A 23,512-nucleotide genomic window follows, 5' to 3' on the forward strand; every position below is an offset into this window, starting at 1 on the left:
GAACTTTTTATACGGCTTTTTATACGGCCTTTTCTCATAGTCTTATGCAGGATAACAGAAACTCAGTCTGCTTCCTTAAGTACTGTCCGGGCTTGGTAAAAAGAAACTAAAGGCAGGTTTATCTTGCGGCCGACATCCGCGTTGCGGTGTCTGTAGGCTCCCGTCAAAGTGCTGCCCTTAGTCCTGTTTATTAATATTTACAAAGATATGAGGCTCCAGCCTTGTGGCCCGCTGATAGGTAAACGCCATGCTAAGTAATAAATATGCAAATCCCGGATGTTCGTTTCATCCGGGATTTTGTATTTTTAACGTATGAGCCGGAATCATAAGTCAAAAATCCTGAAGGAGCATGTTTTGTAAGTTTTGCCACGTTGTTTTGGGTAGATGTGTTTGTTCGGTTGCACTACTTTGATTGTTTGGTGAGAAACCTCAACTTATAAAAATCGGTTTCAAAAATATTCTTCAGAAAAGCCCTGACTATCAAAGATATTACGAGATTAAAAAAAGCGGACCAGATAAGTGGCAGCAATTGGAGCGCTTTATGCCTGCTTTAACTAATGTTTTTGATGTCTATGAAAAGGCCAAGATTTCGGTCAAAATTCTGCTTGATCCCCCTTTTGCTTATAACTCACTGAAAGCCAAAGAAAAAGGGCTGCTCTTTGTAGAACAACCCTTAGTGTCTTCGGGGCAGAATCCCTTTAGTAGCCCGTAGGGGAAATTCTAGAACACTTATTCGAGTTTTTAGGGGCGATTGAGCCAATATTACATGACCAGACCAAATAAATATTAAGATGACCAATCTATTGCGTTATCAGGTGAGTTTGATACACGCGGCTTTCGCCACATAAGATTTTCAGATGAACCTGAATTAGTATAAATAAAAATCATGGAAAATTTGTTTTTATAAATATTTTCCATTTACTTTGATGGAAAATATTTCTCTAAGTATATTTTCCGACCAATTATAATTATGAAAACCGAAATTCTTGAAGTTTCACTTCGGCAATTCCTGCAATCCGGAATCCGGGACACCTCCATTCAAAAGATTGTGGATGGCCTCGGCATTTCAACCAAAACGTTTTATAAATACTTTAAAAACAAAGAGGAACTTTTAGCTGATGCTCTGGAGCTGTTCTTTAACCAGCAGTACCAGGATTTCAGGAAATTAAACGTAGCTCAAAACGCCGCTGCGCGCTTTTTTGATATCTGGTTAACATCTATTGACGTTTCGTACCGGGTTAACAAAATTTTCTTCCATGACCTGTATTACTACTATCCGGACTTAGCCGCTAAGAGCAATGCGACCAACAGCGGAAGGTTTACGCCGGAGTTCTTAAATGTTATTAACCGGGGTATTCAGGAGGGGCTTTTCAGAAAGGATATTGTACCCGAAGTTGTCCTTGAAAGCATTTTTGTATTGTATACCGCTGTTGTCCGTGAAGAGCATTTTAAGAGATTTGACCTGACGCCTTATGATTTGCTGCTAAACACTATCACCTTGGCTGTCAGAGGTATTTGTACCCCTCTGGGAATTATTGCGCTTGATGAACAGATCAGTATAAGAAGTATACAGGCTACAAATAAAGAATCATAAAAGAGTATTCACTTAACCCGATAATATGGATAAATAAACACTCAAAAAAAATACCGGTAATGCGGCAAACATTACCGGCGATATTTTTAATCAACCAAATAACCGATTATTTTATTAATTAAAATTCCCTAAAATTATGAAAAAAACACTTACTCACAAACGTGTTTGGTGTGAACTCGCGAAAAAAATACTGGTGCAGGCGGTATTCTTAATGTTCTGCTGTATTCCGGTATTCGCCCAGCAACAGGTAAAAGGTACAGTTGCTGATGAGAAAGGCAATCCACTGCCCGGGGTAACCATCCATGTAAAAGATGGAAAAAGCAGTACGACTACGGACTCCAAAGGAGCGTTCTCCATTTCAGTGCCTTCCTCTTCTTCTGTATTAGTATTTTCTATGGTCGGATTTAAGAGCGCTGAACAAACCGTTAAAATCGGTAGCTCGATGACTATAACGCTTATAGATAACGTAAGTGAGCTGCAGCAGGTTATTGTAACCGGTGTATTTGATTCAAGGAAACGGCTCGATGCGTCTATCGCGATCTCAATAATCAGCGCTCAGCAAATAAAGATACAGACGCCCCAAAGTGCGGCCGAATTATTAAAAAATGTTCCCGGCGTTTACGTCAATTCATCTGCCGGTGAAATCCGTAACCAGGTTGCCGTCAGGGGTACACCCACCTCAAACGATGTTTCAATCGGTTATTTCTATGTTTCCATGCAGGAGGATGGCTTACCCGTTACCAATTTTACCGGGGCTAATTATGGCCCCGATTATTTTCTGCGTGCAGATGCCACAACTGCAAGGGTGGAAGCCGTTCGTGGCGGCTCTGCTTCAATTACTGGTTCTGATGCTCCTGGCGGACTTTTTAACTACACGTCTAAAACTGGCGGCAATAAATTCGCGGGCGAAGCAATAGTTAAATATGGCCTGGAAGGAAATTCTAATCCCTATTACCGTGCCGATCTCAATGTCGGGGGGCCATTAAATAAAAAGGGGGATTTGACTTATGACGTGGGTGGTTTTTACCGCTACAGCGACGGGGCCAGATATGCAGGCTACCCCCTGAATAAAGGTGGACAATTGAAATTCAACGTAGTTAAAAAGTATGGTACCGGACGGATTAAGCTATATGGTAAGTTCCTGGACGATAAGAATGGCTATTTTGACTTTCTTCCTTTTACAAGTTATTCCAACCCACAACCGGCCGCAGATTTTTCCAACAACGTTACTTTGGCCGGCCCGTCAAGTCAAACGCTCGATTTTAAGTATACCAGTGATGGCAATGTTAACCAGTTTAGGCCATCCAACCTCATTCATAACCTTGATAGGGCAATTGGGCTTGAATTCCAGCAAAACCTGGGAAATAATTGGTCGATCACGAATAATTTTAAATACAGCAATAAGGAAGCGACATGGAACGCTGCAGCGCCTCTTGGCATCCTTTCTGCTGATGGCATACTCTTTTATGGATTGCAGGGCTTAGCCGGAAAATTCGGAACCTATAATTTTACAGATCTGACCACCGGGCAAAAAATGCTCACGGTAGTACAGTCTCCGAACATCTCGCCGACAGGCCAGTTTTTAGGCATCAATTTCATCAAGACCTATAATCAGCTTCCTAACGGCCAGGTGCAATCGGCTCCTGTTTTGTTTGAATTAGCCAATGCGCTCCATAATAAAGTTAAGGAGGTGATGGAACAGTTCAGTGTTCGCAAAGTGGTTGGGAAAACAACTTTCAACGCAGGTGTTTATATCGGCCATTCCAACATCAGCTTTGTAAAAGGTTATGCAGGACAGTCCTTTACTACCCTTGAGGATAAGCCGCATCCTTTGGGTTTAACCTACACCAACTTTTCGGGAGTGGTTACACAGGTAACTGATGCAAACGGCTTTACCGCTTACGGCACGGGATATGGCAATAGTGTTATTACGAACAATAGGTTTGACGCTTTCTTCGGCCAGTCATCCCCATTAGCAGACCGCCTTACGCTTGATTATGGTTTCCGGTATAACTATAATCAATTTACCGGATCCTCCAATAATGCGGTAATTGATGCCAACGCCACTGCAGCAGGCGGTTATGATAAAAACTTACTCACCTATTATGATAATAACGTTTACGTAAGCAATACGCCGTTTCATATTAACAAAACAGTAAAAAGCTTGTCTTATTCGGCAGCATTAAATTATAAGTTTTCCGAAGAGCAAGCAATCTATGTACGTTACTCCGAGGGCCGCAAAGCGCCCGATCTCCAATCGGTGACAGCAGTAAGCTCCCAGGCACAGGCGGATGCGGTATCATTTATCCCGATCCACATAGTGCAGGCCGAACTGGGATATAAGGTTCAGAAAGGGGGATTCACCGGATATTTTACACCATTTTACAGTGACATCTCTAATAAACCGACCTTCGACTATACACAGGATGTACAAGTTAATACCTACTACTACACAAAGGCCGTGTTTAGTGAACAACGCACGATTGGCGTGGAAATGGAAAGTGTTTTTAACATAGGTAGTCATATCAATGTCCGCGGCGCTGTTACACTGCAACATGCAACTTCGGTGGTAGAAAGACACTGGAATGTGGGCAAACCAGGGCCTGCTGATGACCAGGTAGCAGAAACCCGCGGCGGAAAAGTGGGGCTGACACCTGCTGTATTGACAAGCATAACCCCTTCCTATAGGTTAAACAGGTTCATGACTTCTCTCGGGTGGAGGTATGTCGGCTCCTCGGCTGCGAATGCTGCAGATGCATTTGAAATACCCGGATACAGCACCTTCAATTACCAGGCAGGATATCAGATTTCGTCCAGACTATATGTGAATTTAAATATTAATAATGTGTTTAACTCCATTGGTGTTACAGGTTGGTATGCTCCGGGAGGATTCCCCAATAACTTATCGCCCGAGGCTTTAACGAAAGCCCAGGTTGCCGCCAATCCGAATGCAACTTATGGGGCAAGGCCAACGCAACCCAGGTCATACTTCCTGAGTCTTTCCTATAATTTTAACTAAACTTAAATATCAGCAACGAGCATATGAAAGTAAATGGAAAGGTGGTATTGATTACCGGTGGTGGCAGTGGCATTGGCCGGGAACTGGTATTGAACTTGCTATCAAAAGGAGCAAAGGTCATTGCTGTCGATATCAATTGGGCTGCTTTGCAGGAAACTTTAAAGCTTAGCGGAGCGTCTGATCCCAACTTAAGCCTTTTCGCGGCAGATATTACCGACAGTACCGCGGTTGATGAATTGGTTGGGCACGCTATTGCAAAAAATGGTCATGTAGATGCTATTATCAATAACGCCGGGATAATTCAGCCTTTTGTTGATTTAAAAGATCTTGACTATAAGATAATTAAAAGGGTGATCGACGTCAACTTATATGGGACATTGTTTGTCACCAAGGCATTTTTACCACACTTACTGAGCCGGCCAGAAGGTCATATTGTCAACATTTCCAGCATGGGTGGATTTCTGCCGGTTCCAGGCCAAACTGTCTATGGTGCAACCAAGGCAGCTGTTAAGTTGCTTACCGAAGGCCTTCACTCAGAACTACAACATACCAATGTACATGTCACCGTTGTTTTCCCCGGCGCCGTAGCTACCAATATCACGGCAAATTCAGGTGTTACGATGAATATGGTACAAAAAAGTAATCAGGCATCCGCGGAATCGAAGATACTGACACCGGAGAAAGCGGCAGAGATAATAGTCAGGGGGATAGAACATAATGAATACCAGGTATATGTGGGTTCTGATTCCAGGTTTCTGGGGATTTTCAACAGGATTAGCCCGAAAACGGCCGCCTCTTTTATCAATAAGCAAATGAAAAAGTATGGAATTACCAGTCAGTAACAAAGTATTTCATCGTAAGGCTACTTACAGTGTAGATACACTTTACTTGAAGAGGGGTAAAGTAACCATAACAGCTATCATTTATAAACATTAAAAAACTATTAAAATAACAATTATGAAAAGGTTAAACGGGCTACTACCCGGGGTAGTAATTTTAGCATTCCTTATGGGCTTTAAGGGCTATGCACAAGAAAAAAACGAACAAAGAAACTACTCCATTATACCCAAACTCCCCCCGGCCCCGAAGCCGGAACCGTTTGAGGTTACGACTATACCACTTCCGCCAGATGTAAGTGATGCTGTGCTGATTAATTATCTTCCTGATGCAAAGCATCTGATCATGGAGATTCACATGGCCGGAAAAAAAAAGGCGGACCTTGCGGTTATGTCGGATGACGGGAGCGGTTTCAGGTGCCTGACCTGTGAGTTAAAAGAAGAGATCGGCGGCGAAATGCCGGTACCTCTTCCGGATGGAAAACGAGTTTACACTCCTACAGGAATTTTGGAATGCACACCATCGATAGTGGATTGTAAAGAAGCTAAGATTCTGCCACTGGTATATCCGGAAATACCGGGTTCACGTATTCTCATGCGGATAGCTTCTAATATGTCGCCGGATGGGATCCATGTTGCGGGTACGCTTGTAACTACAAAAGGCATGCTTGTTCTGGTAAGTGAGTTAACCAGGGTTGCTGACGAAAAAGGTGAACGTTACGAACTTGCCAAACCCAAGGTAATAGTGGGAGATCAAACGGACCCTGATCCGTTCAGGCCATTCCTGCACGGTGGTGGTGAAGTAAAAAGTTTTGCAGATATGGGACGCGCTCTGATATGCAGCTCTTTATTTGAAGGCAACAACTTTGACCTGGCCAAAATTGATCTTACAACAGGTGAAGTGACCAGGCTTACCAAACATTTCAGCTATGATGAGGGCACCTATCCTTCACCCGATGGCAAATGGGTCATATTTCAGACACACAGGCAAACAACAAGAATGGATGCATTTGAATTAATCCCGCGTCCGCTTATCGCCGGCGCGCCCCAGGTACCCGGAGTGGCCGAGTCGCGGAATGCGCCATTTGAAGGTTTTGAGCCTCCTAAGCGGTTTTATGGCCTTAGTATGGTCGATCGATATGGCGACCGGGCAAGACTGCCCGAGGATGGTTACACGGGGCAGGATCTGACCATTGCCAAAGATAACTTTACGCTGTATAATCATTTTGGAAACTTAACCTGGGATCCTACCAGTACACATGGTGTATTCTGGGAGCAAAAGGATCCAAAGCAGGAAAAACCGGGAGAGCAAAGGGGCCGCCTGAGGATGATCCGATTTACTTCCAGGAAACCTACGACCCCCCTGAAACCGTTTAGTCCGGAAATGAAGTGGGCTACCGATCTGAAAGATATTAAGTGGCCTGACAAGACCATCCCAGAACAAGGAAGGCTTAAGGGCTACGTTTCAGGATATGCAGAAATAAGCACTGTAAAACCGGCGGCAGGAATACCCGGGGAGCCGCGCCGTGTTGTTAAATACTTTAACTTTTCAGATGACGGAGTATATGTTCTGAATGGGAGCGAATCCTCTACCACCGGGCCGTATGGACGTGATGTGTCCTGGGATGCAGATATCCAGGTATCGGGAAAAAGGAAAGGCTTTCTGAAGGCACAGCATGTCATATTCCGTGCCACCAGTAGGTCCTCAGGTACCATACACGCAGAACTGGGAAAACGTAAAGTTTCGGTAGATCTGGCCAAGGGATTACCTACTGGGGTACCTGGAGTGCTGCGGTAAGCGCTTTTGCCAAACATAAAACGAACTATTAAATAAATTAGTAAATGGCATTTAATATTAGGAATCTCGCCGCTAAGGTTTGTATAAGCATAGCGTTTTTAATGCCGGCTTCTGCAGCCGCACAAAGCAGAGAAGTACCTAATGACAGCCTTTACAAAGGTTTTGTACATCCGGATAATACCGCCAGGCCACGTGTCTGGTGGCACTGGATAAATGGAAACATTACCAAGGATGGTATTCGCAAAGATCTGCTATGGATGAAGCGTAGCGGAATCGGTGGCTTCCAAAATTTTGATGCAGGCGTTGTCACTCCGCAAATTGTTGCGAAGCGCTTATTATATATGACGCCAGAATGGAAAGATGCTTTCAGGTTGGCTACCAAACTGGCCGACTCTTTAAAATTGGAAATGGCCATTGCCGGCTCTCCGGGCTGGAGCGAAAGCGGAGGGCCATGGGTATCTGCTAAAGACGGGATGAAAAAGTTGGTTTGGACTGAGGTACGGTTAAAAAGGGGACAGCCTTTTACCGGCAAATTGCCCAGACCACCTGCTACGACAGGGGACTTTCAAAATCTCCCTATTCCAAAGGAAACCTCCGTCATCCGTTTAAAAACATCGGTGCCGCCGGAGTATTACGAGGATGTGGCAGTGGTGGCATACCGTTTACCAGCAGCGGATATTGCATTAAGTGATTTGGCCCCCAAAATTACTTCCAATGCAGGCAGTTTTAGCTTGAACCAACTAACGGACGGAGATTTGGAAACCACCAATCTGTTACCCTCCGATCCGGTAAATGGATATTCCTGGATTCAATATGAATTTGCGCAGGCTCAAACCATCAAAGCAGTTTCTGTGACAGGAGGCGGAAGCCGGTCACCTTTCGGACTACCCGGGCCCTCTGAAGAGCGCAGCTTGGAAGTAAGTGATGATGGTATTGCTTTCCGCAGGGTGGCTTTTATTCCACTTAGCGTTATTTTACAACAAACTATTACCATTCCGCCAACCACTGCCAAGTATTTCAGGTTAAGATTTGAAAACCCTAAAGCCCACCCCAACCTTATTGCAGCGCTGACCGGCGGTGGAATGGCTCCTAAACCGCTTGCCGGAAATGACATTGCAGAACTGGTTTTATATCCTGCCACACGTATCAATCACTTTGAAGAAAAGGCTGGTTTTGTAGCTTCTGCTGATTTAATGAAATATCCCACACCAACAACTGCGGATGCGATTGCACAAGCCGACGTAGTTGATTTAACGGGGAAGATAGATACAAACGGCACCCTGCACTGGACGCCTCCTCTGGTCGGCGGAGAATGGAAAATAGTACGATTTGGCTATTCTTTAACCGGGAAGCAGAATCATCCCGCGTCAGTGGAGGCAACAGGACTGGAAGTGGACAAAATGGATGCAAGGGCGGTGAAAGACTATTTTACGACTTACCTGAACCAATACAAGGATGCAACAGGCAGCTTAATGGGCAGCAAAGGCCTGCAATACATGATAACCGATAGCTATGAAGCGGGACAGGAAACCTGGACTCCCGGAATGATGAGGGAGTTTCAGAAGCGTAGAGGTTATAGTTTATTGCCATGGATGCCGGTGCTGACCGGCCAGGTTATCAGGAGTGCGGAAGCGAGTGAACAATTTCTATGGGACTGGCGTAAGACAATTTCAGAATTGATAACTGAAAACCATTATGACCAGCTTACCGATATTCTTGCGACTTATGGTATGAAGCGTTATTCTGAATCACATGAAAACGGCCGGTTGTACATCGTAGATGGTATGGATGTAAAGCGTACAGCAGCTATCCCGATGTCGGCTATGTGGACACCGGGGCTCGGCGGTTCTCCGCCAAACATGGCCCGGGCCGATATTCTTGAATCTGCTTCGGTTGCACACATATACGGGCAAAATCTTGTCGCTGCTGAATCGTTTACCGCAATTGGTTTTGGGGCTAATGGTGCCTGGTCGTATTCGCCGGAAAAATTAAAACCTACAGCAGACCTGGAGCTGGCCAGCGGCGTGAACCGTTTTGTGATCCATACTTCAGTTCATCAGCCGGTTGATGACAAGATTCCCGGTCTTGGCCTAAGTGTATTTGGCCAATGGTTCAACCGCCATGATACCTGGGCAAATCAGGCAAAAGTATGGACTGATTACCTCGCCCGTAGCAGTTACCTGTTGCAGCAGGGAAAGTTTGTAGCAGACGTAGTATACTACTATGGGGAAGACAATAACATTACCGGCCTATTTGGAAGCAAACTGCCGGATATCCCGACAGGATACAGTTATGATTTTATCAACCCACATGCGCTTGTTAATCTGCTGTCGGTAAAAGATGGAAATCTTATTACACCCAGTGGCATGCGTTATCGTGTATTGGTGCTTGACAGTAATGCGAGACGAATGTCGTTGCCGGTGCTTCGTAAAATAGCGCAGCTGGCGAAACAGGGGGCAGTCATCAGTGGTGTAAAGCCTGAAATAATAGCAAGTTTAAAAGATGATCCATTGGAATTTCAGCGCCTTGTAAATGAAATATGGGGCTCCGGCCGAAACAATGTGCACACTGGAAATACGATTGCCGAAGTGCTTACTTCTTTGAATATCCCTCCTGATTTTGGATACAGCCAATCGCAGGACAAGGCACAATTACTTTACATACATCGTAAAGTAACAAACGGCGATATTTATTGGGTAAATAACCGCAACGACCGCAATGAAACGATTGATGCAACATTCCGTGTTATTGGTAAGGAGCCGCATATCTGGCATCCGGAGACGGGAAAGACGGAACCTGTCTCTTATAAAATAGCAAATGGCTTTACAACCGTTTTCCTGAATTTTACACCAAATGATGCATTCTTTGTAGTGTTTCTGTCGCCGGCAAAAAAAAATGTGGTTATCCTTCCTGCAAAGATGGAAAAGGTAATAACAACAGTGAATGGCCCCTGGAGCGTTGCTTTTCAGCCTGGTCAAGGCGCACCATCAGCGGTTACCTTTGAGAACTTGATTTCTTATACAACGCATACCGACCCAGGCATCAAATACTTCTCTGGGGTGGCCACTTATACGAAGGCCATTAATATTCCTGCAAGCACACTTGTTAAAGGTGTGCCGATCCGTTTAGATTTGGGTGATGTAAAGAATTTGGCGGAAGTAATGGTGAATGGAAAATCATTGGGTACAGTTTGGAAAAGACCTTTCATCGTGGATGTAACCGGCACCTTGAAGCCAGGAGAGAATACGTTGGAAATAAAGGTCACTAATCTTTGGGTAAACAGGCTAATTGGAGACCAACAGGCTGATGCGAAGCAAAAAATAACCTACACCACAATACCATTTTACAATGCAAGTTCAAAATTGCTGCCTTCCGGTTTGTTGGGGCCTGTAAAGTTGGTATGGGTGAAATAATGGGATTAGCAAGAAAAGAAAATTGATTCATACATCAGCATTCAATAAACTCAGGGTATGATCCTATAAGGAAATACATGAAAAAGCGGAGCGTTGTGGGTATTCCTGGCACATTGGCGTTGACAAATCTTATTTTATTGCGCCCTTATACTTACTTGGATTAATGCCTGTATGTTTTTTGAAAAATTTGCTAAAGAAGAACTGATCGCTGAACTGTAGTTGTTGGGCAACAGTTGAAACTGACAGGCCCAGATCATCCAGCATTATTTTTGCCTCTATTATCACAATTTCATCAATCATTTCACCGCAGGTTTTATTCGTTAGTTCTTTCACCATTTTAGTAAGGTGCTTAGGTGTTAAATACAGCGCATCCGCATAGAATTGTACCCCGCGTTCTTCCTTGAAATGCTGAAAAAGCAATTTTACAAACGATGATAATATCTCTTCTTTTCTGGTTAGTTGTACCTGTTTATTTGGCCGGTATTTTTTAAATAAAGCAGCCACTTCAAACATAAAAATATTAAAGCCATGATGAATTATCTCCGTTTTAAATGGATGCTCATATTCCGGTTCATCCAATTTATGCAACATTTTCATTAGGCTATGTAATGCATCTGCTTCTTCCTCCTGCAGCTTTAAATAGGGATTGTTTTGCGAGGAGAAAAAATCAAAAGACGGTATATGTTTTTCGCTAAAACGGGCCTGCCCTAAAAAATCATGTGAAAAGTTAACCACTATTACAGTGAATTCATCGTTAACTTTCTGAAGCTGATGGATAACATTGAAAGGAATAATCAGAAGGCTGTTCTTTTTTATATGGTAATTAACGAGATTAACTTGAAAATGCCCTTCTCCTGTAATTACCAGCCCGATTGAAAAGTGATCGGAACGTAAAGGCTTCCCAAAATTTTCTTCTCCGGATTTCAATTGATCATTCCTGAAAATCAGAAAATCTTTAGCAAGATCCTTTCGGCCTGCATCAATGCTAACATCACTAATGGTATAAGTATGGATTGAAGGGGTGTTTGTTTTCATAAACCTAACTGGCGATTAACCCAAATAAAAACTCCAAATTAATTAAATTAATTTAGGGTTTTCTCAATCCTTATTTATAGCATTTTGATAGATATCAAAGTGTTTTAATAAGCGAATCACAAATAAGACGATAACAACAAGTTAAGTTTTTGAAGATGGCCTGATGATCATACGCAATATCTGGTCCTTTGTAATATAAGCCAGCATCCGGTTTTCTTTTGTTTCAGTTCCATGGTTTTACTGATTAATGTGTTTGTTATGCATCCATTGAAATAGCATGTCGTTGTCTTTTGTATTGCCATTATACAAATCCAGTATCAATGTTCCCAGCTCATCCGGATGGATATAATTATTTTGTGCCTCGCTTTTTTTCTTATCAGGGTCCACATACAAATGATAGTATTTCATATTGGTACCCTTTATCTCTTCATAAAACATTCTGGCCATTTCTTTTTGCATGCATAGCGATAAGCGGGCAAGTTTCGCCCCTGTGGTCTTTATAGTATGGCCGGTGAAATCGATGCTGATGAACATACCACGCCTGGATTTTTTCATACTGCTAAAGGACAGCCTCGCGGCAACAAAAAAAGCGGTTATATTTTGTTCCATACTGTGCTCCCAATCAGTAATTTCTACCTGGGTGAGCGGCTGACTGAGGGCAGAGCCTTCAAAACAGGCAATACTCAAATCTATTTTGCCAAAGCGTTCGATGATGTCATCGGTAATTTCTTTCGCCCTATAGAAATCGGGATAATTGGCCAGCAGGGTAATGATAGAGCCGCTGCCGGTAACCTCCTCAATTTGTTTGATCCATAACAGATCCTTTGCGCTTTTTGCCGGTACGATAACAATTGCATTTTCCTTCAGCAGCATTTGCGCAATGCTTATGGCTATCGCGCCCGTACTTCCCGTTAAAACCGCGACTTTATTTTTTAATGACATTTTATAAAGATTAACTGCTTGTAAAACCAATGCAAATATTGGTATTAAGAGGGTGCGTATCCATGTCTACATGTGGTAACAATATGTCTAAATGGCTCATTTTAATATGGATAAGTAGTTGATTGACAGAGAAATGTAAAAAACTTATTTCTTGACCATATTTACTGTTAATGCGACATATACACATACTTTCCCTCCATACAGACATTTTTTAACGATGGTTTAACCCTCAACTTTGTGCCATTAATTAAAAGAAAACACTTTAAATAATCACAACAATTAATGCTCATCAGTATGAAAATGTCAATAAAAACCAATACGATACTGCTAATTTTTCAATTTTCAATAGGATTAGTAGCGCTAACATCCTGCGGGGGAAGGCCGGCAGCCGGTGGCCCCGGTGCAGGCGGCCCCGGAGGACCGACCGGGCCAGCACCTTATAAATCTGCAGAAGTATATGCGGGCCCAGCCACCATTTTTTACAGCTTCCCTGCCACTATCGAAGGCGAACAGAATGTTGAAATACGCCCTAAAGTTGATGGCTTTATACAGAAAATATTTGTAGATGAAGGCGCAACCGTGCATAAAGGCCAGCCACTGTTTGAATTAAGGAACCCGCAATACGAAGCCGCTGTAAGAAGCGCTGCTGCAGCTGTTAAGATTGCAGAAGCTGATGTTCAGACTGCCGAAATGGACGTAGAAAAGGTAAGGCCCCTGGTAGAAAGAAAGATCATAAGCGATTATGAGCTAAAATCAAAGCAGTACACTTTAAACTCTAAAAAAGCTTCCCTGGCATCGGCCCAGGCCGAACTGGTTAACGCTAAAGTAAATGTTGGTTATACTTATTTAATAAGCCCGTCTAACGGCGTTATCGGAAGCATACCCTATAAAGTTGGCAGTTTGGTAAGCAGTACATCGGCAAACCCTTTGACAACGGTTTACAACACCAATAATATTTATGTATACTTTTCTTTGAATGAAAAACAATTGCTTGAATTTTCAAGAACAGTAAAGGGCACAACTATTAAAGAAAAACTGGCCACCATGGCCGATGTATCACTAATACTGGCTGATGGCACGGAGTATCCGGCAAAAGGAAGGGTTGTTACCGCAAGCGGCCTCATCAGTACTGAAACCGGGTCGGTAAGTTTCAGGGCTAATTTTCCTAATACACTTGGGTTGATACGCAGCGGCAGCAGTGCTACCATTAAAATACCCGTTAACATAGAGAATGCCCTGCTCATCCCTCAAAATGCAACTTATGATATGCAGGGTCAAAAATTTGTGTATACCCTAAGCGGTAAGGACAGTACCGTAAATACCGGGATTCACGTATCTGCAAATCCTATAGGGAATTTATATGTAGTAGAAAGCGGCCTGAAAAAGGGTGATAAGCTGGTAGTAGAAGGTGTAGGTAACTTAAAGCCGGGCATGGCTATTAAACCGCTGCCTGCTAATACCGACAGCTTGTACGCCGATGCCAGCAAACCTGTAACTACAACTACCAGCCATAAGTAGGTCAATTTACTTTAATGGTTCACTCAAAACTTTAAAATATCATGCTTAAAATATTCATCAAAAGACCGGTTTTATCTACTGTTATATCGGTAATCATAGTAATACTGGGCGTATTGGCCTATTTAGGCCTGCCGGTTACCCAATACCCCGAAATTGCCCCGCCCACTGTAAAAGTATCGGCTACTTATACCGGTGCGGGTGCGGATGTAATTCAAAGAAACGTTATTGTACCACTGGAAGAGCAGATCAATGGTGTGGAAGGAATGACCTATATGACATCTACAGCCACTAATGATGGCGATGCTACCATAACCGTGTACTTTAAATTAGGTACAAACGCCGATATCAACGCTGTAAATGTGCAGAACAGGGTTCAGCGGGCAACTAATTTATTACCCGCCGAAGTAACCAAAGCAGGTGTAACGGTGGATAAACAACAAAGCAGTAACCTGCTGATCTTCGCGCTTAAAAGTGATAATCCGTCGTACGATCAAACATTTTTAAGCAATTACGCCAACATCAACCTGATCCCGGAAATTAAACGGATAAATGGCGTAGGCAGCGTGGTTTCATTTGGTACCAAGGACTATTCCATGCGTGTTTGGCTCAAGCCGGACGTAATGGCTACCTATGGCCTAACCCCTGCGGATGTGAATAGCGCCCTTGCAGAACAAAACTTTGATGCCGCACCTGGTAAATTCGGCGAAAACAGCAACCAGGTTTTTCAATACACTATTAAATATACCGGCCGGTTGTTGGATACCGCGCAGTTTGGTAATATCATTATGCGCGCCAAAACCAACGGCCAGTTATTACGCTTACGGGATATTGCAAGGCTGGAAATGGGCTCGCTCACCTATTCATCAACCATGAATACAGATGATCAGCCCGCAACGGTTATTGCTATAAGCCAGACCGCGGGCTCCAATGCCCAGGCTATTATTAAAGATGCTATAGCCACCCTGGATAAAGCTTCAGCATCTTTTCCTAAAGGTGTAAGTTATGTGCCCTTGCTGAATGCGAATGATTTTTTAAGTGCATCCATAGAAAAAGTGGTTCATACTTTAATAGAAGCCTATATTTTGGTTTTTATTGTCGTTTTTATATTTCTTCAGGATTTTCGCTCTACCCTGATACCCGGTATATCGGTATTGGTATCTATCATCGGTACGTTTGCCTGCCTCAGCCTGTTTGGCTTTACCATTAACCTGCTTACGCTTTTTGCCCTGGTGCTGGCCATTGGTATTGTGGTAGATGATGCCATTGTTATAGTTGAAGCAGTGCACGCCAAGCTTGATGAGGGTTATAAATCGGCATACGATGCGTCTGTTGATGCCATGAGCGAACTGGGCGGCACTATTGTAGCTATTACGTTGGTTATGGCCGCTGTGTTCATACCGGTTTCTTTTATTAGTGGCAGCTCGGGTGTGTTTTTTAAACAGTTTGGTTTAACCCTGGCTTCGGCAATTGTCATTTCGGCTGTCAATGCTTTAACACTAAGTCCGGCATTGTGCGCCTTGTTTTTAAAACCACATGAAGAACATGACGGAACCAGGAAAAGCCTGCTGCAAAGGTTTTATATGGCTTTTAATACCGGGTTTGACGCCCTGAAGGGTAAATACCAAAAGTCGATAGGCTTCTTAAGTCGCAAAAAATGGATCGTTCCATCTTCGGTAGTTTTATTTACGGTGTTACTTGTTTTCTTTATGAAAACATCGCCAGGCGGTTTTGTGCCCAACGAAGATCAGGGGACCATTTTTGCCGATATCAGCTTACCTCCGGGTACATCTCTTGAAAAAACCATGGAGGTTGCCAACATGGTAGACAACATGGCTAAAAAAATACCGGTTGTTGCCAACCGGGCAAAAATAACCGGGCAAAGCATTATCAACGGCACCGGCAGTAACTTTGGGTTGATGGTGTTTAAATTAAAGCCATGGGACGAAAGAAAGGGTATAAAAGTTGATGATGTAATTGGCCAGTTATTTGGCATGACAGCCGGGATAAAAGATGCCAGGATCATTTTCTTTGCACCGCCTACTGTGCCCGGCTTTGGTAATTCAAGTGGCTTTACTATTGAGTTGCAGGATAAAACAGGTGGCAGTATAGAAAACTTCAGTAAAGTAGCCGGCGGCTTCCTGGGCGCAATAAACCAACGTCCAGAAATTTTATATGGCGCTACGGGGTTTGATCCCAACTACCCGCAATATTTGATGAATATCAATGTAGCCAAAACAAAAGAGGCCGGGATTTTAACCAGCGATCTGATGGCAACCATGCAGGGGTATTACGGTGGTATATATGCTTCTAACTTTAACCAGTTTGGCAAACAATACCGGGTTATGGTGCAAGCCGATGCTAAATACCGGAGCAATTCACAAAGCCTGAATAACATTTATGTCAGAAACGCTGCCGGTAATATGGCGCCCGTATCAGAATTTGTTACCCTTACTTCAGTTAACGGGCCGCAAAGTTTATCAAGATTCAACTTATACAACAATATATCTGTAATTGGCAGTCCAAAACCTGGCTTCAGCAGTGGCGATGCCCTTGCCGCTGTGCGGGAAACCGCGGCTAAAACCCTGCCTGCCGGTTACAGCTTTGACTACTCGGGCTTATCACGTGAAGAAGTAAATTCAGGCGGACAAACGGTTTTCATCTATATCCTTTGCGTCGTATTCGTGTTCTTTTTGCTGAGCGCGCTTTATGAAAGTTACATTATACCGTTTGCTGTACTATTCTCGCTGCCTGTGGGCTTGTTTGGCACTTATCTCTTTGCCAAAATCATGGGCATAGACAATAACATATATATGCAAATATCTGTCGTGATGCTGATTGGCTTGCTCGCTAAAAATGCCATCCTGATCGTAGAGTATGCCGTTGCAAGACGGGAGAAAGGAATGACCATCGTTGCCGCCGCAATTGAGGCCGCCACTGCACGTCTGCGCCCGATACTAATGACATCGCTTGCCTTCATCGTAGGCTTATTGCCGCTGATGCTGTCATCGGGTGTTGGAGCTGCCGGTAACCGCTCCATTGGCACCGGCGCTGTAGGCGGGATGCTGGTAGGAACCATATTTGGTGTATTTATTATCCCGGTTCTGTATATCATTTTTCAAACATTACAGGAAAAATTCGGCAGAAAAAAGAAGCCTGGTGAGGCAACCGAAAGGCCCCATCCGGCAACACCCGCATTGAATTAACGATCATTAATTATTTAAACACACTACATGTTTATGAACTTAAAATATTTTACCCGTACAGCTGCTGTAATTGCAGCGGCTGTACTGCTATTGCCTGCCTGTAAACTAAGGCAGGCTTATACACGCCCTGACGCTAAAACAGATAGCCTGTATCGGGCCGAAAATACTACGGATACAACCACCATTGCCAATTTATCATGGAAACAAATGTTCAAGGATGCTCAATTGCAGACTTTGATACAGGAAGGTATTACCAATAACTACGATTTAAAAATAGCCGTTGCGCGTATCAAACAAGCTGATGCCAATTTACGCCAGGCCAAAGCGGCGTTTTTGCCAACCTTAAGTGTTGGCCCGCAATATACCAAACAAAAAGTTGCTGCTACACAGGGTGGAAATTTGGGTTTTACGCCAGAAAATGTTTACGCGGTAACAGGCAACGCAAGCTGGGAAATAGATGTGTGGGGTAAATTAAACAGTGCCAAAAAAGGTTCGCTTGCATTGCTTTTACAGAGCTATGCCTACCAGCGCGCTGTGCAAACCAAACTGATTGCCGACATCGCCACCAATTATTATAACCTTTTGGCTTACGATAAACAATTGGCTATAACCCAGCAAACGGTAGCAAACCGTAAAGAAGATGTAGAAACAAATAAAGCATTAAAAATAGCTAACCGTGTAAATGAGGCGTCGGTTGCGCAAAGCGAAGCCAACCGTTACGCGGCCGAGGTTACCATACCCGACCTGCAAAATAATATTCGCCAAACTGAAAATGCCTTATGTGTTTTGTTAGGAAGGCATCCGGGCCCGGTGGAAAGAAACGCGCTTGATGCGCAGCAGGTAGATACCACATTGCAAACCGGCGTGCCTGCACAATTGCTTAGCAATCGCCCCGATGTACAGCAGGCAGAGTACAATGTAAGGTACTACTTTGAGCAGATCAATGTAGCCCGCGCTTACTTTTATCCTTCATTGAGTATTACTGCACAGGGCGGCTGGCAGTCATCAACCGTTGGCGATCTGTTTAAAAGCGCCACCATTTTTGGCAATGTTGTAGGGAACTTAACGCAGCCCATATTTAATAAAGGCCTTAACAAACAGCGGCTGCAGCTTGCCAAAGCACAATACGAAGAGAATGTAGCAACATTTCAGCAAACCGTGCTGGATGCCGGTCGCGAGGTGTCCGATGCTTTATACAGCTACAAGACAGTTGAAGATAAAGCCTTAACCCGTAAGCTGCAATTGGATGCCTGGTTCAGGTCGGTGGATTACAACCGCGAACTGCTTAAAAACGGTTATGTAACCTATACCGATGTATTGACCTCTGAGCAGAACTATTTATCCGCGCAGTTAAGCAGCGTAAACGACAGGTTGCAGCAACTCACATCATTAGTAACGCTGTACAGAAGCTTGGGTGGCGGATGGAAATAAGCCTGCTATAGAATAAGGCATGTTGGAGAGCTCAAATTAATTGCTTAAAACACTCTGTTATGAAACCAGAACATTATTTAACTTCTGCAGAAAGGTACCGGTACATCAATATGTCTGAGAACCTGCGGCGGTGCCTGGAAGTAAAGCTTGATGAACTTTACAAAAACCGCGAATTCGGTGGATATCTCAACATACGGTATGCTAAGCACACGCTAACAGACGAGGTGTTAGTAAGCATTGTAATCGGGAAATCCTTTAATGACGAGGTATTTGCCAGGCGTATTTGCCGGGCTGTAAAAACCTGGTATGGCATGTATTATGATGATCGCAGATCGGTACTTGAAAAGTTCCTTTACTACTGTAAGCTTTGTATTCAATATAAAGGTGTTCCCGGCGAAACTAATTTTCCATTCATTTTCACCAGGTTTCTGGTAAACGAATTTGCAACAGAGTTGAGCGATGTAAAATGGTCCCTGCTGGCCAGGTATCACCAGCAGGGGTTTTCGGCAAAAGATCATTAAGTCTGCTTTTGGATTTATGGACAATACCTCAAATCAATTTTATGGATACATCACAAAAAATTGCCGATAAAGCACATGATCTTTTTATCATGTACGGTATCCGCAGCATCAGCATGGACAAAATTGCAAGTAGTTTGGGCATCAGTAAAAAAACTATTTATCACTTTTTTAGCAATAAAGATAACCTGGTTACAGCACTTGTCGAAAAGGAAATTGCTGTCAATATTACCCGTTGCGAATCATTAAAGGCAAAAAACAGCGATGCTATATTGGAGTTGTTTTTTATTATGATCTATGCAAAAGAATTTTATAAAACACTTTATCCGGCGTTAATGCATGATCTGGAAAACAACCATCCGGATGCCTTTAAAAAATTCAATGCGCACAAGCAAGGCTATTTGACTGAAATAATTAAAGCCAATATGGCTTGCGGCGTTAAAACCGATTTGTACCAGGATGATTTCAACTTTGAGATCATTACCGAATTTCTTTTGGAAAGCTTTACTGTTATTCTGAACCCTAACCTGCCTCGTATAAGCGATCATCCGGAAATAGTGTTCGGATACCTGATCAATGGCATGCTTACTGCAAAAGGATTATCACTCCTGAATAAGTATAAACATCAGCAAGGTGGGCCTTTTACTTGATCAATACCAAATGCACTGAGTGCTGTGGCCAGGCTAAATTATCATTCCCCAAAATATCTGGTTGCCGACCGAAATATCTTCAAAAGCACGTGCGATGGCAGGGAAAATGAAACATTGTCATAATTTAATATGCATGATCTTAATTAAGCATCAGTTTAAATGTTAGTTAAGTGTTTAGCATATAGGTAATTAAAATCAGAAGCTGAAAGAAACTGCCCGGGGTAAAGAACTGGCGTCGGAAATTAAAAAGATTGAAGCCGGTTTACCGGGGAGGCTTGCTTCGGGTTTTACAACGGTTGATATTAACGGTAAGCCTTTGTCATTAGCCGATTTTAAAGGTAAATACGTAATGCTCGATTTTTGGGCAAGCTGGTGCGGACCCTGCAGGGCCGAAAATCCTAATGTTGTGAAAGCATTTAATCAATATAAAGAACAGGGGTTTACTATTTTAGGCATATCGCTTGATCAGCCGGGTGGCAAAGATAAATGGCTTAAAGCGATACATGATGATCATCTAACCTGGACACAGGTATCAGATCTTAAATCCTGGAAAAATGATGTTGCGCAGTTGTATGCTATTCAATCAATCCCGCAAAATTTCCTGGTAGGCCCTAACGGAAAGATAGTTGCCAAAAACATACGGGGCGAAGATTTGCAAAATAAATTAAAAGAGGTGCTGGATAAATAGTATGTAACGCTTTTCGGTACAAGTTGTAATTAAACAAAAAACCGGAACAGGTAACCGGTCTGCCTTGGCGGCATCGAACACGCGGCAAAAGGGAATGCAGGATAAACGCCATTAACATACTTATAATCAGCTTATAAGAAATAGAAGTTATTCCTTTGGAGTAGCTATATTGGTTTTTAACTGATATCATTAAAAATGTCAAAAAAAAGACCAGCCAAAAGAATTGCAAAAAAAGAAACATCAAAATTTGATAACAACGAAGCTGAATTAATAGATCTAATTGCCCAACTTATGTTAGAAATAATAACGGATAATGAGAATAATTTAGATTCTGAAATTTAAAGAGTATTCGGAACAAACCCCCAAAAGGGATTCGAACACCTGAAAAATAATGCAATTTATTGAATAATAGGTAGTTAATTTGATTTTTGCAAAAGTCCGACTAAAAAAAACAATTTACCGAAAAAACAAGCAAAGCTCTAACAGTCAAATTGTTAGAGCTTTGCTTGTTTTAGTAGCCCGTAGGGTAAACTAGTTTTTGTCGTAACCAGTTGATTATCAATGTTGTTTAAAACTGAAATATCCTGACTCTCCGAATTACTCACTGCAACCATTTTACCTGTTAATAGCTGTAAACCCATTACACTAACGGTAGGTAAATTTGTCGAAAATTCGATAAACACTGATCATTTTTCCGCGGTTTGAACTGACCAAAAGATTATGAGGCATTGAGTGTCAAAAAAATCGTTTTCTTATCTGAAGACATCCTGTACTTCTATTTCAGATCATCTAAAAGCAGCCGGTTCCTGGCTTCAAGTGAGTTTGCGTGTTTATTCGTCTTATATAAAACATCCTCCCAACTCCCATACATGACATTCGGAAAAACAATAAATTTATTACCAAACAGGTTAGCATTAGTTAGTGTTACGGTTGATCTTTTATATTCGGAGAGATGATCAAAAAAACGACTAAAATCGCCCAGGTTATCCCCAAGCAGTAAGGCAATCTCATAATTCTTCCGCACTATAGCACGTCGTGATTCCTTGCTGCCATCTGCATTGTTCATTAACAGAACATGGGTACTATCGGCATTAGGCAAATCCCACTTACAAAGATTTTTTTCGGTTGCTCTAAGTTCCCGTTGAAACCGGTTACTAATATAAAATACCGTTACACCTTTACTGGCCGCATATTTGAGAAAATCACTTGCGCCGGGTATAGTATCACATTTAATTTCTGCTGTCCATTTTACCCATGAAGAATCGCTGTAAACTTTTCCTTCTTTTGCCAGCCGGGTGAAGTACGGACTATTATCCAGAACGGTTTCATCAATATCCGTAACTATAGCCAATGGCAGCTTTGATTTAGTATGCAATTGCTGATCCAAACGTAATCTTGCTATATTATATGCCTGGAAACAAAGCGCCTTATATTCAGCGGCGCGTTGCTGGTATAGGGCACCCCAGGCTTCTCCGGCTGGTTGCAGCGCGAGTTCCGGCCTTGCCGAAGCTTCATGATTGCTGTTGCTGCAGGAATATAAACAAAGCAAACAAATTGCAATCCACCAAACTTTAACGTGACCTTTCATTTGCTGCCTCCCCTGGTCACCCACATATTAACCGAATTATCTTTGGCGGTAACTAATATCTTATAAAAAGATGAGGGCAGCTTTTCAACATTAATCAAAGCATGTTTCTGGTTCAGCGGATATTCACCGATTAATTGATAATGATCAATTTTCCCCTCCTTAAAATTATTGGTTGTACTTATCCATACTTTAACCGTACCTGTTGGCTGTAGCGATTTCCAGGTGAGATCTATCTGATCCTGAAAATAACTGGCGGTAAGATTCGCTATTGATATTTTGCCTATCATAGGCACGCCATCTATTTCGTGCGCTACAAATGGGGGAAGAGGCATTGCTATAAAATTGGCAATCGAAGGAAAGATGTCGACTATCGCAGGATCATAATACCGCGCATAGTTATTAAGGTGTGAATAATTACTGGCCATCCAGGTGGTGCGCTGTCTTACTGACTGCCCTCCGTGGCCGCGTCCGTCCTTCTCGTTCCGACCATGATCGGTAGTTACGATCAACAGCCAGTCTTCTTTATATTTTCTTTTGCGATAGGCAATGGCGTTCAATACCCGACCCACCTGCGCATCCATTAAACGTATAGCACTGTAATAATCAGGGCTATCGCCATATTTATGCCCCATATCGTCAGTATACTCAAGGTAAATCCATGATAGGTCGGGGCTTTGATCCCGTATTGTACGCGAGGCTTCATCAATAACCTTTTCATCAATCCTGTGCATATAATCCTTTTTGCTGTCGTGCGGAAAATTTACTGTATCCAGCTCGTATCCGTCAAAGTGTATATCCACAAGCGGCTTACCTGTCTCCGGGAAATGATCATCCACCAGCTTGGTACGGTTATCCAGCCAGCTTGAAAATACAGCAGTCTTTTTCCCGGGAAACCGGTTCTTGAATATTTTAAAGATATTCTGATAGTTGTAGTTAGGTGCCTTGATGTCGTTTTCGTCTACATTGTGCTTATTAAGCCATGTGCCTGTAAGCAAACAGTTATAGCCCACTGCCGAGATGGTTGGCGTCTCGTTAAACGTTCCCTGATTCCCTCCCACGTGCATTCTTGTATAACTGCCGGTTGCAATCATACGCTGTATATTCGGCGTATTCAACTTTTCCAGCACATCGGCTGGTATACCGTCGGCAATGATAAATACCACCTTTTTTGCCTGACCAAAAGCTGCAATGCAGCAGCAGAGCGACATAATCACTACTAATAAATTGTGTTTCATAAGACATGCTTTTTGCTTCCAGGCGGGAAGCTATAGATCAAATA

Annotated in this window: 17 protein-coding genes; 13 read left to right on the forward strand and 4 right to left on the reverse strand. The window is 42.9% G+C overall.

Going from position 1 to position 23,512, the window contains the following annotated elements; genetic code table 11:
* The first annotated feature begins 412 nt into the window (after nt 1-412).
* The 6 genes from AC1DXF_RS27265 (at nt 413) to AC1DXF_RS27290 (ending at nt 10,660) form a co-directional block, all read left to right on the forward strand.
* Nucleotides 413-712: a hypothetical protein gene (locus AC1DXF_RS27265; RefSeq protein WP_477451849.1), complete on the forward strand. Its 300-nt coding sequence runs from the start codon at nt 413-415 to the stop codon at nt 710-712.
* A gap of 258 nt (nt 713-970) precedes the next feature.
* A complete protein-coding gene (locus AC1DXF_RS27270) occupies nt 971-1,594 on the forward strand; it encodes a TetR/AcrR family transcriptional regulator (protein WP_477451850.1) in 624 nt (207 codons plus the stop codon).
* Between the two features lie 136 nt (nt 1,595-1,730).
* Nucleotides 1,731-4,613: a TonB-dependent receptor gene (locus AC1DXF_RS27275; RefSeq protein ID WP_477451851.1), complete on the forward strand. Its 2,883-nt coding sequence runs from the start codon at nt 1,731-1,733 to the stop codon at nt 4,611-4,613.
* Between the two features lie 23 nt (nt 4,614-4,636).
* Nucleotides 4,637-5,455, forward strand: a complete 819-nt coding sequence (locus tag AC1DXF_RS27280) for an SDR family NAD(P)-dependent oxidoreductase (protein ID WP_477451852.1) — start codon at nt 4,637-4,639, stop codon at nt 5,453-5,455.
* A gap of 115 nt (nt 5,456-5,570) precedes the next feature.
* A complete protein-coding gene (locus AC1DXF_RS27285) occupies nt 5,571-7,247 on the forward strand; it encodes a TolB family protein (RefSeq protein ID WP_477451853.1) in 1,677 nt (558 codons plus the stop codon).
* Between the two features lie 44 nt (nt 7,248-7,291).
* On the forward strand, nt 7,292-10,660 hold the full coding sequence (locus tag AC1DXF_RS27290) for a glycosyl hydrolase (RefSeq protein ID WP_477451854.1): 3,369 nt from the start codon (nt 7,292-7,294) through the stop codon (nt 10,658-10,660).
* Nucleotides 10,661-10,789: 129 nt separating this feature from the next.
* Here the strand turns inward: AC1DXF_RS27290 and AC1DXF_RS27295 are convergent, their stop codons facing one another.
* The gene (locus tag AC1DXF_RS27295; RefSeq protein WP_477451855.1) at nt 10,790-11,695 is read right to left on the reverse strand and encodes a helix-turn-helix domain-containing protein; all 906 of its coding nucleotides are present in this window, start codon (nt 11,693-11,695) and stop codon (nt 10,790-10,792) included.
* A 237-nt stretch (nt 11,696-11,932) separates the two neighbouring features.
* On the reverse strand, nt 11,933-12,637 hold the full coding sequence (locus AC1DXF_RS27300; protein WP_477451856.1) for an SDR family NAD(P)-dependent oxidoreductase: 705 nt from the start codon (nt 12,635-12,637) through the stop codon (nt 11,933-11,935).
* 294 nt (nt 12,638-12,931) lie between these two features.
* Here AC1DXF_RS27300 and AC1DXF_RS27305 point away from each other — a divergent pair, with 294 nt between their 5' ends.
* From AC1DXF_RS27305 to AC1DXF_RS27335, 7 genes are all read left to right on the forward strand, one after another.
* Nucleotides 12,932-14,155 (forward strand): efflux RND transporter periplasmic adaptor subunit, encoded by a 1,224-nt coding sequence (locus AC1DXF_RS27305; protein WP_477451857.1) that lies wholly within the window; start codon nt 12,932-12,934, stop codon nt 14,153-14,155.
* Nucleotides 14,156-14,196: 41 nt separating this feature from the next.
* Nucleotides 14,197-17,358, forward strand: a complete 3,162-nt coding sequence (locus tag AC1DXF_RS27310) for an efflux RND transporter permease subunit (protein ID WP_477451858.1) — start codon at nt 14,197-14,199, stop codon at nt 17,356-17,358.
* Between the two features lie 33 nt (nt 17,359-17,391).
* Nucleotides 17,392-18,789 (forward strand): efflux transporter outer membrane subunit, encoded by a 1,398-nt coding sequence (locus AC1DXF_RS27315; protein WP_477451859.1) that lies wholly within the window; start codon nt 17,392-17,394, stop codon nt 18,787-18,789.
* A gap of 59 nt (nt 18,790-18,848) precedes the next feature.
* The gene (locus AC1DXF_RS27320) at nt 18,849-19,310 is read left to right on the forward strand and encodes a hypothetical protein (protein WP_477451860.1); all 462 of its coding nucleotides are present in this window, start codon (nt 18,849-18,851) and stop codon (nt 19,308-19,310) included.
* A gap of 41 nt (nt 19,311-19,351) precedes the next feature.
* A complete protein-coding gene (locus AC1DXF_RS27325; protein WP_477451861.1) occupies nt 19,352-19,957 on the forward strand; it encodes a TetR/AcrR family transcriptional regulator in 606 nt (201 codons plus the stop codon).
* Between the two features lie 250 nt (nt 19,958-20,207).
* The gene (locus tag AC1DXF_RS27330; protein ID WP_477451881.1) at nt 20,208-20,645 is read left to right on the forward strand and encodes a peroxiredoxin family protein; all 438 of its coding nucleotides are present in this window, start codon (nt 20,208-20,210) and stop codon (nt 20,643-20,645) included.
* 195 nt (nt 20,646-20,840) lie between these two features.
* Nucleotides 20,841-20,987 (forward strand): hypothetical protein, encoded by a 147-nt coding sequence (locus tag AC1DXF_RS27335; RefSeq protein WP_477451862.1) that lies wholly within the window; start codon nt 20,841-20,843, stop codon nt 20,985-20,987.
* Between the two features lie 433 nt (nt 20,988-21,420).
* Here AC1DXF_RS27335 and AC1DXF_RS27340 read toward each other — a convergent pair whose 3' ends face one another.
* Together AC1DXF_RS27340 and AC1DXF_RS27345 are read right to left on the reverse strand one after the other, a co-directional pair.
* Complete coding sequence (locus AC1DXF_RS27340; RefSeq protein ID WP_477451863.1) at nt 21,421-22,233, reverse strand: 5'-nucleotidase, lipoprotein e(P4) family; 813 nt, start codon at nt 22,231-22,233, stop codon at nt 21,421-21,423.
* Nucleotides 22,230-23,468, reverse strand: a complete 1,239-nt coding sequence (locus tag AC1DXF_RS27345; protein ID WP_477451864.1) for an alkaline phosphatase family protein — start codon at nt 23,466-23,468, stop codon at nt 22,230-22,232. Before AC1DXF_RS27345 ends, AC1DXF_RS27340 begins: the two co-directional genes overlap by 4 nt.
* Between the last annotated feature and the right edge of the window lie 44 nt (nt 23,469-23,512).

Source organism: Mucilaginibacter sp. P2_A5 (assembly GCF_056404995.1).

Excerpts from the sequence above, each read along its gene's own strand:
- AC1DXF_RS27270 (WP_477451850.1), top strand. The coding sequence starts at position 971 with ATGAAAACCGAAATTCTTGAAGTTTCACTTCGGCAATTCCTGCAATCC.
- AC1DXF_RS27275 (WP_477451851.1), top strand. The coding sequence starts at position 1,731 with ATGAAAAAAACACTTACTCACAAACGTGTTTGGTGTGAACTCGCGAAA.
- AC1DXF_RS27280 (WP_477451852.1), top strand. The coding sequence starts at position 4,637 with ATGAAAGTAAATGGAAAGGTGGTATTGATTACCGGTGGTGGCAGTGGC.
- AC1DXF_RS27285 (WP_477451853.1), top strand. The coding sequence starts at position 5,571 with ATGAAAAGGTTAAACGGGCTACTACCCGGGGTAGTAATTTTAGCATTC.
- AC1DXF_RS27290 (WP_477451854.1), top strand. The coding sequence starts at position 7,292 with ATGGCATTTAATATTAGGAATCTCGCCGCTAAGGTTTGTATAAGCATA.
- AC1DXF_RS27295 (WP_477451855.1), bottom strand. The coding sequence starts at position 11,695 with ATGAAAACAAACACCCCTTCAATCCATACTTATACCATTAGTGATGTT.
- AC1DXF_RS27300 (WP_477451856.1), bottom strand. The coding sequence starts at position 12,637 with ATGTCATTAAAAAATAAAGTCGCGGTTTTAACGGGAAGTACGGGCGCG.
- AC1DXF_RS27305 (WP_477451857.1), top strand. The coding sequence starts at position 12,932 with ATGAAAATGTCAATAAAAACCAATACGATACTGCTAATTTTTCAATTT.
- AC1DXF_RS27310 (WP_477451858.1), top strand. The coding sequence starts at position 14,197 with ATGCTTAAAATATTCATCAAAAGACCGGTTTTATCTACTGTTATATCG.
- AC1DXF_RS27315 (WP_477451859.1), top strand. The coding sequence starts at position 17,392 with ATGAACTTAAAATATTTTACCCGTACAGCTGCTGTAATTGCAGCGGCT.
- AC1DXF_RS27320 (WP_477451860.1), top strand. The coding sequence starts at position 18,849 with ATGAAACCAGAACATTATTTAACTTCTGCAGAAAGGTACCGGTACATC.
- AC1DXF_RS27325 (WP_477451861.1), top strand. The coding sequence starts at position 19,352 with ATGGATACATCACAAAAAATTGCCGATAAAGCACATGATCTTTTTATC.
- AC1DXF_RS27335 (WP_477451862.1), top strand. The coding sequence starts at position 20,841 with ATGTCAAAAAAAAGACCAGCCAAAAGAATTGCAAAAAAAGAAACATCA.
- AC1DXF_RS27340 (WP_477451863.1), bottom strand. The coding sequence starts at position 22,233 with ATGAAAGGTCACGTTAAAGTTTGGTGGATTGCAATTTGTTTGCTTTGT.
- AC1DXF_RS27345 (WP_477451864.1), bottom strand. The coding sequence starts at position 23,468 with ATGAAACACAATTTATTAGTAGTGATTATGTCGCTCTGCTGCTGCATT.